The sequence below is a fragment of the Flavobacterium sp. SM15 genome (assembly GCF_022012335.1).
GTDB lineage: Bacteria > Bacteroidota > Bacteroidia > Flavobacteriales > Flavobacteriaceae > Flavobacterium.
Window position 1 is genome coordinate 289,505 of record NZ_JAKLTO010000002.1, and the last position, 14,517, is coordinate 304,021.

Below are 14,517 nucleotides of genomic sequence, written 5' to 3' on the forward strand. Positions count from 1 at the left end.
AATTCAAATACTTTCTCTTTAGCCCCGACAGTAGCGACACCTTGTAAAGCGGATGGCGGGAATATAGCATACCGATAAAGCCCAGACCTTTCGCTTTAAAAAATTTAAAATTTGCTCTGCGAAGATAAAAAAATAACCCGAAACATTACTGCTCCGGGTTAAAGGTTTCTCAAATATGGGTTAGTTAATCCACATTGTCATGAAGGAAGGAGTTGTTGGAACGCAACTGAACATCGTCGTTACTGTCAAACCCTAATGACATACGTGATTTACTATTGTCTACAGGCGCAGCATTCAAATCTACCCCCATTCTTTTATATGCCGGTTCTTTCTCTAATTCGTTCACGCGCGATGCACTGTTATTGAACTTATAGTTGAACTCTTTCATTTTTCTTTTACGCTCTTCGGCACGTACGCGAAGGGTTTCCTCAATGGTCATTTCCACCGGAGAAATTTCATCGAAAAACGATTGCACTACAGGAGCGGCTTCTTCCGATTTTTTCATCGTAATATCAAGCTCCGGAGCAACCGGTTCTTCTTTTACTTCTGCAACCGGTTTTGAAGTAGTCAATTCGTTTTCTTTTTCCATATAATCATCTAAAGAATAACGCACTACACCATTTTCGTTCACTTCAGTAACCGGAACCACTTGTACCGGCTCGTTTACTTTCATTTCGCGGGTTTCTTCGGTTAAATCGAACACTAAACGATCGTCGTTAGTAGAAACACCACCATTGGTTAAATCGAAGGAAAAAGCAATCTGCTCCTGCACTTCTTTAACTTCCGGAATAACAATTTCAGCACCGAAAACCTCGATTTCGCGAACGTCTTTAATTTCAAATTTAGGCTCTTCTTTTACTGGAGAAACGATTTCGAAAAACACGTCCAAATTATTTATAAAATCAGAAGTCGGAATCAAATCCACTTCTGCCATCGGCTTTTTTTCAGCAACTTCTACTTCCTCCTCTAAAGCAAACACGATTTTTTCTTCAACAACAGGCGCAACTTCCGCTACAATCGGCTCTGGCTTTACTTCCTGGGCAATTGAAGAGAAATCAAAAGAAGGAACGCTTGGTTTTTGCGACAAATCCTGAACTAATTTCTGTTCACCCTCTAAAGTGTGAATGATTTTTTTAGGTTCAGAATTAACAATTTCCGCTTGCTGTTCTACGTTGAATCCTGTTGCGATAACCGTAACTGAAACAGCGTCACCTAACGACTCGTCTTCACCCGCTCCCATGATAATATTCGCGCTGTAACCTGCTTCAGTCTGGATGTAATCATTGATTTCACCCATTTCATCCATCGTGATTTCGTTGGTACCAAAAACAATTAACAATAATACGTTTTTCGCACCGGTAATTTTATTGTCGTTCAATAACGGAGAATCCAAGGCTGCCACAATAGCATCTTTTGCTCTGTTTTCACCCGAAGCCGTAGCCGATCCCATTATTGCCGTTCCACTGTTTGACAATACGGTTTTAGCATCACGTAAATCGATATTTAACGCGTAGTGGTTGGTAATTACTTCGGCAATACCGCGTGAAGCCGTAGCTAACACCTCGTCTGCTTTGGAGAATCCGGATTTGAATCCTAAGTTTCCGTATACTTCTCTTAACTTATTATTATTGATAACGATTAATGAATCCACATGCTTCCTTAAGCGCTCAACTCCTTGCAACGCCTGCTCGGAACGTACTTTACCTTCAAATTGGAACGGAATGGTTACGATACCTACAGTTAAAATATCACGTTCCTTAGCCAATTGAGCAATTACCGGAGCAGCACCCGTACCGGTTCCACCCCCCATTCCTGCGGTAATGAAAATCATTTTGGTGTTGGTGTCCAACATTTTTTCAATTTCCTCGATACTTTCCAATGCCGACTGTTGTCCTACTTCAGGATTTGCTCCTGCTCCAAGACCTTCGGTTAAGTCAATTCCTAACTGAATTTTATTAGGCACCGGACTGTTTTGCAACGCTTGAGAATCAGTATTACAGATTACAAAATCCACTCCTACGATTCCTTGTCTAAACATGTGGTTGATGGCATTGCTACCACCTCCACCTACACCAATAACTTTAATTACATTCGACTGATTTTTAGGCAAATCAAATGAAATACTTCCAAATTCGTTGTTGCTTTCCATACTGTATCGGTTTTATTCTGCGTTATCTAAAAATTCTTTAATCTTATCTATATATTTATCAAAAAAGCCTCGTTTAATCTTATCTCCCGTGGATTCCATTTCTACTGGAGGCCTTTGCATTTCCACTTTAGGTTGTTCAAAAATTGGTTCTTCCTGAATTTCATCTTCAACCGGCGCCTGATAAGCTACCTGTGGTTTGATTTCAATTTTCGGTTCCGGCTTTTTCATTTCCACCAAAGGAGTTGCGCTTTTGGTATTGTTTCGAATGCTGTTCATCACCAAACCTACCGCTGTTGCATACATAGGACTTGAAATTTCCTCATCGGAATTACCTGCCAAATGTTCGTTCGGGTAACCGATTCTGGTGTCCATTCCAGTAATGTATTCTACTAACTGTTTAATGTGCTTCAATTGAGAACCACCTCCTGTTAATACAATCCCGGCAATCAATTTTTTACGCGGATCTTCATGTCCGTAGTTTTTTATCTCAGCAAAAACCTGCTCAATAATTTCCACCACGCGGGCGTGAATAATTTTTGAAAGATTTTTTAAAGAAATCTCTTTAGGCTCACGACCTCTTAATCCTGGGATTGAAACGATTTCGTTGTCTTTATTTTCACCCGGCCAAGCCGATCCGAATTTTACTTTTAACAATTCCGCCTGCTTCTCGATAATCGAACAACCTTCTTTGATATCTTCCGTAATTACGTTTCCACCGAAAGGCACCACTGCGGTGTGACGAATGATTCCATCTTTAAAAATGGCCAAATCCGTAGTTCCTCCTCCGATATCAATCAACGCTACTCCGGCTTCTTTTTCTTCCTGACTTAAAACCGCATCGGCTGAAGCTAAGGGCTCCAATGTTAATCCAGACAAATCCAATCCTGCACTTTTGATGCAACGACCAACATTTCGGATTGATGAAGCCTGCCCCACCACTACGTGAAAACTTGCTTCCAAACGTCCGCCGTACATTCCGATTGGCTCTTTGATTTCAGATTGTCCGTCGATTTTAAATTCCTGCGGCAACACATGGATGATCTCTTCACCCGGCAACATGGCCAATTTGTGCACCTGATTAATCAACATGTCAATATCGGCGTCCCCAATCACTTCTTCCGGATTTGGGCGGCTGATGTAATCGCTATGCTGAATGCTTCGAATGTGCTGGCCGGCAATACCCACCACCACATCGTTAATTTTATAACCTGAATCGGCTTCAGCTTCAATAATTGCCTGCTGAATCGATTGAATGGTTTGCGTAATATTGTTTACTACACCACGAGCCACACCAAGGCTTTTGGATTTTCCAACGCCTAAAATCTCTAATTTTCCGTACTCATTTTTCTTGCCGATCATCGCCACGATCTTCGTGGTCCCGATGTCTAATCCTACTGCAATACTTTCTTTTTCCATTTTCATTTTATTTGGTGCACACAACCTGTTGTGTAAACTTCAAATTAATCAACTTATACTTTCCTATCAAGGTATCTTTTAGTGCGTGCTGATAAAACGCTTTGTAATTATCAAACTTCTTATCAACATTTATACTTTTTCCAAAAAGGATACGATAGCCGTAATTCCTGTTGGTCATAATCAGACTTCCTGTAGACAAAACCTGAACTCCCGTTATGTTTTTTTTCAAAAAATCATCGTCGTGAATTCTCTTGAAAACTTCCACCAACCCTTCTCTGTTTTCCTGATTCATCTCACCGTCCAGAAGCGGAACGCGTGCCGTAAAATTATCCGACAATGGCATTTCTCCTCCTTGATAATCAATGTAATAAGAACCTTTTTCATTGCTAACTCTTGCGATTGGGGTCTTCTGTGTAACGAGTGCCTTAAGGGTTCCATCAATAGTCGCATACACTTCGGCTTTTGCAATCATCTTGTTCTTGCCGAGAGTATGCTCTAAACTATTCAAATCTAATTTATCTTTTTGTACCGTGGAAGACCCGTTAAAATTTTGTATTAACAAGTTATTAACCATTTCATGCGTCACAAAAGGAGTATTTTCACCTTCAAATTCTACATCAGTTCGGACAATTTTCCTTCCGGCATTTCGCATCGTGGAAAACGAATACAGAAAAATCATGATGCCAATCATGAGCACTAAACGTATAGTTGTCCAGTTAATTTTCCTCATTTTTCCAACGCTTTTTTAATCTCAGGAACCATTTCTCCCACATCTCCGGCACCAATAGTCACAACTATCGGAGCATCAGAGGCTTGCATAAGTGAAATCAGTTCTTCTTTCTGAACCAATCGTTTGTTATCATTTTCAATTTTATCCAACAACCAACTCGAGGTAATCCCTTCCATTGGTAATTCTCTGGCCGGATAAATTTCCATCAAAAACACCTCGTCAAATTGTGATAAACTTTTAGCAAAATCATCTGCAAAATCACGGGTTCTACTAAACAAATGCGGCTGAAAAACTGCCAGCACTTTCTTTCCCGGATACAGCTCACGAACCGCCTGATGCACCGCATTGATTTCCGTTGGGTGATGCGCATAATCGTCTATGTACACAAATTCCGGTTTACGGATTTGAAACGAAAAACGACGACGCACCCCGCGGAAAGACAAAAGAGCCTTGGCAATAGCATCCGTTGGGGTACCAAATGTTCTTGCCATCGCCAAAGCTAATAATGCATTAGTAAGGTTATGCCTGCCTGGCAGACCAAATTTCAAATTTGTTATTGTTTCTGTTGGGGTTTCCACATCGAAAACATACCAACCGTCTTCTATTCTGATGTTTTTAGCAACGAATTTCGAATCATCGTTGATTCCAACTGTAATTGCATCAATCGGCAATCCGTTCACTACAAACAGTTTTGTTTTATCTTCTACTTTATTGGCAAATTCGATAAACGACGCTTCAATCGAGGATTTGTCCCCGTAAATATCCAAATGGTCAGCATCCATCGAAGTCACACAGGCAATATTTGGATGCAGGTGTAAAAACGAACGGTCAAATTCATCGGCTTCCACCACAGTAACGGTTTTCCCGTTTCCGATTAAATTGGAGTTGTAATTTTCAACGATTCCACCTAAAAACGAAGTCACATCAGCACCACTTTCATACAAAATATGCCCCAAAATACTGGAAGTTGTAGTTTTACCGTGCGTTCCCGCTACTGCAAAACAAAACGTATCTTTTGTAATTATTCCTAAAACTTCTGCACGTTTTTTTACTACAAAACCATTATCTAAAAAATAATTCCATTCTGTGTGTTGCTTCGGAACTGCCGGCGTAATGACTACCAACGTATTTTCCTTATTTAAATAGTCCTGACCAATTAGCGCAAGGTTATCCTCGAAATGGATTTCAATCCCTTCCTGTTCCAATTCTTCGGTAAGGTGTGTCGGGGTTTTATCGTAACCTGCAACATTTTTACCGATGAATTTAAAATAACGAGCCAAGGCACTCATTCCGATGCCTCCGATTCCGATGAAATAAACGTTTTGTATTTGATTCAGGTTCATTATATTTTAATTTAAAGATTGAACGATTTAATAATTTAAAGATTACTTAATCAGTTTTACAATCTCATCGACTATATCTTTTGTAGCGTTGGGCAAAGCCAACTGTTTTATGTTTGTACTCAATTCATTTTGTCTCTCCTGACTTGAAATCAAATCCTTGAAAACAGTTTCAAATTGAGCATCCAATTCTGATTCTTTAAGCAAAAGCGCCCCGTTTTTATCTACGATGGCTTTTGCGTTTTTAGTTTGATGGTCTTCAGCCACATTAGGCGACGGAATGAAAATCACCGGTTTTCCAACGATGCAAAGTTCGGAAACCGATGAAGCACCGGATCGTGAAATCACAACGTCTGCCGCTGCATAAACCAAATCCATTCGATCAATGAAGGACAACACCTGAACATTTTCCTTATCATTGAAATGCTTGTACTCTTCAAAATATAATTTTCCGCATTGCCAGATGATCTGAATGTTTTGCGATAAGAGAAAATCCAGTTCTTTTGCAATAAGCTGATTGATTCTTCTCGCTCCCAAACTTCCCCCTAAGATTAATACTGTTTTCTTGGAAGGATCGAGTTTAAAATAGTCTATTGCATCATTTTTTTTATCGCTCACAGAAATTAAATCCTGACGGACAGGATTACCCGTCAAAATCATGGTTTCTTTTGGAAAAAACCGTTCCAGATTTTCGTAAGCCACACAAATTTTATTAGCTTTTTTGCTCAACAATTTGTTTGTAATTCCCGGATACGAATTCTGCTCCTGAATAACCGTTGGAGTTCCCATCATCGAAGCGACTTTCAAAACCGCTCCGCTGGCAAAACCTCCGGTTCCTATAACCACATCGGGTTTAAAACTTCTCAAGATCCCAAATGATTTCGCTAAACTTGAAATAAGCTTTAACGGAAACATTGCGTTTTGCAAAGTCAATTTTCGTTGGATTCCCGCGATCCACAATCCTTTGATCGGATAACCTGCTTGTGGAACTTTTTGCATTTCCATTTTATCGCTGGCACCCACAAAAAGAATATCAGCCTTTGGAAAACGACTTTTCAGTTCGTTCGCAATCGCCACCGCAGGATAAATATGCCCTCCGGTTCCGCCGCCGCTGATTATGAATTTCGGATTCTCTTTCATCACTTTCTGTTTAACTTAACACTCAATCTTTATCCAGCACCGCATTCATTGGATTGTCGGTATGGTCTTCTATAGAATAATTCCCTGTTTTTTCTTCTTTTTGAACTTTCTGGATTATCTCCTCTATGTCATCATTTACCTTTTCAGCTTCAAGCGATACTTCTCTGTCGATAATTCGTTGTAAAGCCTCGTCTCTCAGTTTTGCTTCTGCTTCAATTTGAGCAATTTCTTCCTCTTTTTTGGTAACACTCAAGATGATTCCAACTGCGATACAGGTCATCCAAATTGAAGTTCCTCCACTACTGATTAACGGCAAGGTTTGTCCTGTAGTAGGCAATAGTTCCACCGCAACACCCATATTGGTAAACGCCTGAAATATAATTGGAAACCCGAGCCCCACAATGAGTAGTTTCCCAAACATCGTTGGTGCTTTATGGGAAGTAATCAAAAACCTAAAGAACAACAAAAGATACAAGCCCATAATGGCGAAACCACCAATCAATCCGTATTCTTCTACAATAATGGCGAAGATAAAATCCGAGGACGACTGGGGTAAAAAGTTCTTCTGAACACTTTTCCCAGGCCCTAACCCATATACTTTTCCGGATGCAATGGCAATTTTTGCTTTCTCAATCTGATAATCGTCTTCATCGGGTTTATCGGAACTAAAACGTTCGATACGACTCATCCAAGTATTTACACGACTGGTTAGTTTGTTGTCCGGAAAAGCTTTTGCAATCAAAACAAACAACGCCAAAGCCGCAATTCCCATACCAATGATCGTAAACAAATACTGTAATCGGTAACGCCCCACAAAAACCAGCATACAAACCATCGAAAACATCAAGGCCGCCGTGGAAAAATTGGCCGGCAAAATTAAGCCAATTATTGCAAAAACCGGCATCCACAATTCGATTAATGACGATTTAAATGTATATTCCTTATCCTCAATCTTTGAGAGGTAACGTGCCACATAAATCATCATCACAATAAAGGCAAAAGCGGACGGTTGAAAAGAAAGCCCAACAAATGGAATCTGCAACCAACGGCTGGCATTGGCTCCTCCGATTGTAGTTCCCTGAATCATGGTAAAGCCAAGCAATCCGATTACCACGGGAAGTAACCACCAGGAAAAAGCTTTAAAGTAATGATAAGGAGTTCTGTGCACAAAATAAATCAGACAGAACCCGATAAAAACATGCACCAAATGCTTGAAAAGATACCCAATAGTCGAGCCTTTACCCACCACATACACCAAATTCGTACTCGCACTGAAAACCGGCATAAAAGAAAACAGGGAAAGCAAGGCTACAAATGCCCAAATCCCGCGATCTCCCTTAAGTTTTCCTATTAGCTCTTTCATTTTTTTGCTTTACGCTTATCTTTTATAAATTTTGAACAGCATTTTTAAACTGTTTTCCTCTGTCTTCGTAGTTTTCAAACAAATCAAAACTTGCGCAGGCCGGAGACAATAGAACCGTATCGCCTTTTTCCGCCATACGTTGTGCGATTTTCACAGCTTCAACCATACTTGTGGTTTCAATCATAACATCTACAACATCTTCAAAAGCCTGTTTGATTTTCGAATTATCCACACCCAAACAAACAATCCCTTTTACTTTCTCGCGAACTAGCGGCATTAACTCGGCATAGTCGTTTCCTTTATCCACACCTCCAACAATCCAAACTGTTGGCGTATTCATACTGTCCAGAGCGAAGAAAGTAGCATTCACATTCGTCGCTTTAGAATCGTTAATGTATTGCACATTCTGAATTTTCAACACTTTTTCCAAACGATGCTCCACCCCTTGAAAGTTAGACAAACTCTCTCGAATGGTTTCTTTTCGGATACGCATTAACTGAGCCACAGTTGTAGCCGCCATTGCGTTTTTCACATTGTGTTTTCCTTCTAAAGCTAGTTCGTTTATTGGCATGGTAAATTCTTCGTTATTAATGTTGGTTGTTATGTTTTTGTCGTCTGCGTATGCACCTTCTTCGTGTTGTTTAAGCAAGGAAAAAGGAATTTTTTTGGCTCTGATGGTGTTTTTCGATAACCAGTTCACAATGGCCTCATCGTCGTCATCGTATACAAAATAATCGTCTTCGGTTTGGTTTTTGGTGATTCGGAACTTGGCCTCGATATACAAATCGTAATCGTAATTATAGCGGTCCAAATGATCCGGACTGATGTTGGTCATCACGGCTATATGCGGGCGATAATTCACGATTCCGTCCAACTGAAAACTGCTCAATTCCAACACATAGGCCTCAAACTTGTTTTCCGAAATTTGCCAAGCATAGCTTTTCCCAATATTTCCGGCAATTCCCACATTCATTCCGCCTTGCATCAGTAAATGATGGGTTAGCATCGTGGTGGTGGTTTTTCCGTTGCTTCCAGTGATTCCGATTGTAATTACGTCGGTGAACTGGTTGGCAAATTCGATTTCAGAAATAATAGGAACGTTGTTTTTCTTTAACAGCTTAACGATAGGTGACTTATCAGGTATACCGGGGCTTTTCATTACCACATCGGCGTTTAGAATCAAATCTTCAGTATGTTGTTTTTCTTCCCAGGGAATTTGATTCAAAATCAAAACTTCCTTGTAATTGTTTTTAATCTCTCCAAAATCCGAAACAAAAACCTCGTACCCTTTTTTCTTACCGAGGATCGCAGTTCCCACACCGCTTTCTCCTCCGCCTAAAACTACTAACTTCATACTATCTTAGTTTTAGTGACACTAATGAGAAAATCGCTAACAATATGGCCACAATCCAGAATCGCGTCACGATTTTACTTTCGTGGTACCCTTTTTTCTGGTAATGATGATGCAAAGGCGACATTAAAAAGATGCGTCTTCCTTCACCGTATTTATTCTTGGTGTATTTGAAATACGAAACCTGAAGCACTACCGATAAATTTTCTGCCAAGAAGATTCCGCACAGTACAGGAATTAATAATTCTTTACGAACTGCGATTGCCAAAACCGCAATAATCCCTCCGATTGTTAAACTTCCGGTATCACCCATAAACACTGATGCAGGATAAGTATTGTACCATAAGAACCCGATGAGCGACCCTACAAAGGCCGCAATGTAGACCGTCATTTCTCCGGAATTAGGGATGTACATGATGTTCAGGTAATTCGAGAAAATAATGTTCCCGGAAACGAAGGCGAAAATACCGAGGGTGAGCACCGAAATTGCTGAAGTTCCTGCCGCCAAACCATCGATTCCGTCCGTTAAATTGGCTCCGTTGGAAACCGCTGTGATAATGAAAATTACCACCGGAATGAAGATAAGCCAAGCATAATCCTGATAATTATCTCCTGTCCAAGCCAATAATTCGGCATAATCCATCTCGTTGTTTTTGAAAAACGGAATTGTGGTTGCCGTAGATTTTTCTTCTTTCGCCAATGCCGTAACCACAGTACCTTCTTTAAAGATATCGGTAGTGGAAGTATCGGTACGAACCGTTACTGCCGGGTGAAAATACAACACCGAACCCACGATAAGCCCAAGCCCAACTTGTCCGATAACTTTGAATCTTCCCTTCAAACCTTCTTTATCTTTCTTGAATATTTTGATATAATCGTCGATAAAACCAATGGTTCCCATCCAAAGTGTGGTCACGATCAGCAACATTACATAGATATTGTCCAATTTTGCCAACAACAATACTGGAATTAAGGTAGAGAAGATAATAATCAATCCTCCCATTGTTGGGGTTCCGGCTTTTTGCGTTTGCCCTTCAAGACCTAACTCACGAACGGTTTCCCCAATTTGCTGTCTTCTTAAATAATTGATAATGCGTTTTCCGTAAATAGTGGAAATCATCAACGACAAAATAATTGCCAAGCCCGAACGAAACGTGATGTACTGGAAAACACCAGCTCCCGGAACGTCTAAGGTTTTATGTAAATATTCGAAGAAATAATACAGCATATCTTTATTTGTTTAGTTGTTCTAATAATTCTTTTACAATTTTCATATCGTCAAAATCATGGCGTACTCCCTGAATTTCCTGATACGTTTCATGTCCTTTTCCGGCAATTAAAATAATATCACCGCTTTGTGCCAATTGACAAGCCGTTTTAATAGCCTGTTTTCTATCGACAACCGACAAGGTCTTTTTATAATTTTGAGCTTCCACGCCTTTTTCCATATCCTCGATAATTGCTTGTGGCTGTTCGCTTCTTGGATTGTCGGAAGTAAAAATGGCTTTATCACTCATTTCCGAAGCAATCTTGGCCATGATTGGACGCTTGGTTTTATCTCTGTCTCCGCCACAACCCACAACCGTGATTAATTGTTCGTTTTTGGTACGGATATCAGCAATAGTTTTCAAAACATTCTCTAAAGCATCGGGTGTGTGAGCGTAATCTACTATTGCAGTGATTTTACTTTCGGAAACAATAAACTGGAATCTTCCCGAAACACTTTCTAATTGACTTAATAATCGAAGCGCTTCATTACTTTCCATCCCCAACTCTACAGCAGTAGCGTAAATCGCTAATAAATTGTAAGCGTTGAACGAACCGATTAAACGCACCCAAACTTCCTGATCGTTAATTCGCATCAACAAACCAGACAACTGATTTTCCAACACCTGCGCCCTGTAATCAGCATAGGATTTCAAAGCATACGTTAGCTTTTTGGCTTTGGTGTTCTGAAGCATTACTGCTCCGTTTTTATCATCAATGTTGGTAATTGCAAAAGCTGTTTTTGGTAAGTTATCGAAATACGATTTCTTAACATCGCGGTATTCTGCAAACGAAGTATGATAATCCAAATGATCGTGGGAAAGATTCGTAAAAATCCCACCCTCAAAATGCAAGCCTTCCGTTCTTTTTTGGTGGATTCCGTGAGAACTCACTTCCATGAAACAAAATTCACAACCTTCTTCCACCATTTCTCTTAAATAGTAATTGATGGTTAACGAATCTGGAGTGGTGTGTGTGGCTTTGAATTCGGTTTCATCCACTAAAATTTTTACTGTGGAAAGCAAACCTACTTTATAACCCGCACTTTTAAAAAGTTGGTATAAAAGTGACGCAATTGTCGTTTTTCCGTTGGTTCCGGTAACACCTACGAGTTTCAAATCCGCTGATGGATTTTCGTAAAAATTAGCAGCCATGAAAGCCAAAGCTGCGGTGGTGTCCGAAACTTGAATATAGGTAATTCCTTCCGCAATCGTATTAGGAAGCGTTTCACAAACCACAACCGTAGCACCAAGCTGAAGCGCTTTTTCAATGAAATCATGTCCATCGGAAACAGTACCTTTTATAGCAACGAAAGCATCCTTCGAAACAATTTTTCTGGAATCGAATTCGATTTTGTTAATCTGAACATCGGTAGTTCCTTTTACCGCCTCAACAGCTACTTTGTTTAATATGTGGTTTAAATTTTTCACGACAATTCTAATGTTATGATTTGATTTTTTCTGAAAACCTGACCCGGTTGAATCGACTGTTGTTTCACTTTTCCGATGCCTTTCACTTTTACTTTCATTCCGAAGTTTTCCAACAAAGCCACAGCGTCCATTCCCATCATTCCTCTTACATTTGGCACAGTACTTTGTTTTTTCTGAACTTTATCGTAATAGGTCGCGTAGTTTTTCTCTTGGGTTTTAAAGCGAACATTCAGTTTTTTGATTTCATTGGTAGAAGGCACATCAGTGAAAATCTTTTGCGCGATTCTTTTGAAAACAGGCCCGGCCACATCCGCCCCGAAATAGCCTGCAGCCACATTGGGTTTGTGTACTACCACTACACAAGAATATTTTGGCTCATCGGCAGGGAAGAACCCTACAAATGAAGAAGCATAATACATTCCCCCTTCATCTTTGTTATGATAATTAACCTGAGCAGTTCCTGTTTTTCCCGCCATCGAAAAATCTTTCGAGTACAGTTTTGAACCCGTACCTTTTTTTACCACATTCCCTAAAATTGCTTTGATTTTAGCCAAGGCGTCATCGGAACAGATTTTAGGATTAATTACTTGTTTGTCAAACTTCTTAATGGTTTTGTTCCATTCTTTGATTTCACGAACAAACTGTGGTTTTACCATTTCCCCGTTATTTGCCACCGCATTGTAAAGTGTAAGGGTTTGTAAAGGTGTAATTGAAACGTTATAACCGAAAGCCATCCACGGTAAAGTGATTGCCGACCATCCTTTTCCTCCCGGTTGCGGAACAACAGGTTTCCCTTCCCCTCTGAAAGGCAATCCTAACGGTTTATTCAACCCTAAGTTATTGATTCGGTTCACGAATTGCTCCGGATTGTTCTTATAATTTTCATAAACAGCTTGTACTAATACTGTATTGGAAGACAATTCAAAACCACGGGCAAGCGAAATTTTTCCGTAACCTCCTTTGTGTGAATCACGCACGTGTTTTCCTCGATAAGTAATGTCTCCGCCTTTGGAATCGTATACTTTACTGGTATCTACTTTTTCATCGTCTAACAAAGCAATTAAATCTACCAGCTTGAACGTTGAACCCGGCTCATGAGATTCTGCAACTGCATAATTGATGGTTTCGTAATAGTTTCCGCTTTCGGAACGTCCTAAATTCGAAATTGCTTTTACTTCACCGGTTTTGGTTTCCATTACCACCACACAACCATGATCCGCCTGATAGTATTCCAATTGTTTCAATAAAGCGTGATGCGCAATATCCTGAATATAAACATCGATGGTAGAAATGATATCGTACCCATCTCTTGGTTCAATTTCGTTGTTATCACTAATCGGTTTCCATTGGTTTTTGGCAATTTTCTGCATTAACCTGCGGCCGTCTTTTCCGTTAATGTATTCGCCAAAAGCTCCTTCAATTCCGACCCTTGTTCCTTTTCCGCTTTCATCAAAACGCTCGTAACCAATGGTTCGTTCCGCAATTTTGCCGATTGGATGTTCGCGTACGGTTTTTTGCTCGGTAATCATTCCTCCTTTATAAGCTCCTAAATTGAAAAGCGGAAAACTTTTCATGCGCATGTATTGAGTGTAGGTTAACTTTCTGGCAATTAAAAAATAACGGTTTTTATGTGCGCGGGCTTTTTTAAGTTCTCTCTGAAAATGCCCTGAAGATTTGTTCAGTAAAACCGCCAACGAATCCGACAAACCTTTTACATTGTTGTCAAAATTCTCAGAAGTTGGCGCTAAAGCATCAAATCGAATAGTATAATTAGGAATGGAAGTGGCCAGCAAACTTCCATCCGCCGAGTAGACATTTCCTTTGTTAGCCGGAATCACAAAGTTTCTAACAGTTCTTTCTTTAGCAAGCTTACGGTAATACTCCCCTTCCACCCACTGAATGTTAGTCAGTTTTATAGCAACGAAAATAGCCACCACGAAAATCGCGAAGGCTACCAAATATATTCTGTATGAAATATTTTTATTTTCTACTGCCATATCTTTTTAAGAATATTGCTTTCCTCTTCTTTTACTTTTATTTTTTTGGGCGGAACTGAAGAAGGTACAACTCCCTGAGGTTCCATTTGTGTTGAAATGGTCGATTCCATTTTCAGCTCCATCAGTTCCGAACGCCGATCTACAAACTCCGATCGCAATTCTTTTACTTCATTGGTCAGCTCAGTGATTCTGTAAGTTTTCTGTTCGTATCGATGTGAATTCGCAATCATCACCATTGCCAGTAAGATCAAAAACACAATGAACTTCCAATTTTTGAGCGCATCGTCGTCAATCAGAAATTTTGCTTTTAATAAACTGTATACCCCACCCTTCAT

The 14,517-nt window shown here is 40.0% G+C and carries 11 protein-coding genes; all 11 read right to left on the reverse strand.

Features of this window, described 5'->3' with window-relative positions:
• Positions 1–184: 184 nt before the first annotated feature.
• From ftsZ to LZZ90_RS04240, 11 genes are read right to left on the reverse strand one after another with little or no spacing between them, the layout of a single operon-like run.
• A complete protein-coding gene (gene ftsZ, locus LZZ90_RS04190) occupies positions 185–2,149 on the reverse strand; it encodes a cell division protein FtsZ (protein ID WP_237789434.1) in 1,965 nt (654 codons plus the stop codon).
• Positions 2,150–2,161: 12 nt separating this feature from the next.
• The gene (ftsA, locus tag LZZ90_RS04195) at positions 2,162–3,565 is read right to left on the reverse strand and encodes a cell division protein FtsA (RefSeq protein ID WP_237789435.1); all 1,404 of its coding nucleotides are present in this window, start codon (positions 3,563–3,565) and stop codon (positions 2,162–2,164) included.
• A gap of 7 nt (positions 3,566–3,572) precedes the next feature.
• Positions 3,573–4,295, reverse strand: a complete 723-nt coding sequence (locus tag LZZ90_RS04200) for a cell division protein FtsQ/DivIB (RefSeq protein ID WP_237789436.1) — start codon at positions 4,293–4,295, stop codon at positions 3,573–3,575.
• On the reverse strand, positions 4,292–5,638 hold the full coding sequence (gene murC, locus LZZ90_RS04205) for a UDP-N-acetylmuramate--L-alanine ligase (RefSeq protein ID WP_237789437.1): 1,347 nt from the start codon (positions 5,636–5,638) through the stop codon (positions 4,292–4,294). Before murC ends, LZZ90_RS04200 begins: the two co-directional genes overlap by 4 nt.
• 42 nt (positions 5,639–5,680) lie before the next feature.
• Positions 5,681–6,775: an undecaprenyldiphospho-muramoylpentapeptide beta-N-acetylglucosaminyltransferase gene (murG, locus tag LZZ90_RS04210; protein WP_237789438.1), complete on the reverse strand. Its 1,095-nt coding sequence runs from the start codon at positions 6,773–6,775 to the stop codon at positions 5,681–5,683.
• 22 nt (positions 6,776–6,797) lie between these two features.
• Entirely contained in the window at positions 6,798–8,138 is a 1,341-nt protein-coding gene (locus LZZ90_RS04215; protein ID WP_237789439.1) for an FtsW/RodA/SpoVE family cell cycle protein, read from the reverse strand.
• A gap of 22 nt (positions 8,139–8,160) precedes the next feature.
• Complete coding sequence (murD, locus tag LZZ90_RS04220; protein ID WP_237789440.1) at positions 8,161–9,492, reverse strand: UDP-N-acetylmuramoyl-L-alanine--D-glutamate ligase; 1,332 nt, start codon at positions 9,490–9,492, stop codon at positions 8,161–8,163.
• A gap of 1 nt (position 9,493) precedes the next feature.
• Positions 9,494–10,717, reverse strand: coding sequence for a phospho-N-acetylmuramoyl-pentapeptide-transferase (mraY, locus tag LZZ90_RS04225; protein WP_237789441.1), 1,224 nt, complete (start codon positions 10,715–10,717; stop codon positions 9,494–9,496).
• 4 nt (positions 10,718–10,721) lie between these two features.
• Positions 10,722–12,185 (reverse strand): UDP-N-acetylmuramoyl-L-alanyl-D-glutamate--2,6-diaminopimelate ligase, encoded by a 1,464-nt coding sequence (locus tag LZZ90_RS04230; protein ID WP_237789442.1) that lies wholly within the window; start codon positions 12,183–12,185, stop codon positions 10,722–10,724.
• Positions 12,182–14,182, reverse strand: coding sequence for a penicillin-binding protein (locus tag LZZ90_RS04235; protein ID WP_237789443.1), 2,001 nt, complete (start codon positions 14,180–14,182; stop codon positions 12,182–12,184). The genes LZZ90_RS04230 and LZZ90_RS04235 overlap by 4 nt, the downstream gene beginning before the upstream one ends.
• Positions 14,173–14,517 (reverse strand): FtsL-like putative cell division protein, encoded by a 345-nt coding sequence (locus LZZ90_RS04240; protein ID WP_237789444.1) that lies wholly within the window; start codon positions 14,515–14,517, stop codon positions 14,173–14,175. The genes LZZ90_RS04235 and LZZ90_RS04240 overlap by 10 nt, the downstream gene beginning before the upstream one ends.

Bases quoted from the DNA above. Each gene is read 5' to 3' on its own strand.
- ftsZ (WP_237789434.1), bottom strand. From the start codon at position 2,149: ATGGAAAGCAACAACGAATTTGGAAGTATTTCATTTGATTTGCCTAAA.
- ftsA (WP_237789435.1), bottom strand. From the start codon at position 3,565: ATGGAAAAAGAAAGTATTGCAGTAGGATTAGACATCGGGACCACGAAG.
- LZZ90_RS04200 (WP_237789436.1), bottom strand. From the start codon at position 4,295: ATGAGGAAAATTAACTGGACAACTATACGTTTAGTGCTCATGATTGGC.
- murC (WP_237789437.1), bottom strand. From the start codon at position 5,638: ATGAACCTGAATCAAATACAAAACGTTTATTTCATCGGAATCGGAGGC.
- murG (WP_237789438.1), bottom strand. From the start codon at position 6,775: ATGAAAGAGAATCCGAAATTCATAATCAGCGGCGGCGGAACCGGAGGG.
- LZZ90_RS04215 (WP_237789439.1), bottom strand. From the start codon at position 8,138: ATGAAAGAGCTAATAGGAAAACTTAAGGGAGATCGCGGGATTTGGGCA.
- murD (WP_237789440.1), bottom strand. From the start codon at position 9,492: ATGAAGTTAGTAGTTTTAGGCGGAGGAGAAAGCGGTGTGGGAACTGCG.
- mraY (WP_237789441.1), bottom strand. From the start codon at position 10,717: ATGCTGTATTATTTCTTCGAATATTTACATAAAACCTTAGACGTTCCG.
- LZZ90_RS04235 (WP_237789443.1), bottom strand. From the start codon at position 14,182: ATGGCAGTAGAAAATAAAAATATTTCATACAGAATATATTTGGTAGCC.
- LZZ90_RS04240 (WP_237789444.1), bottom strand. From the start codon at position 14,517: ATGAAGGGTGGGGTATACAGTTTATTAAAAGCAAAATTTCTGATTGAC.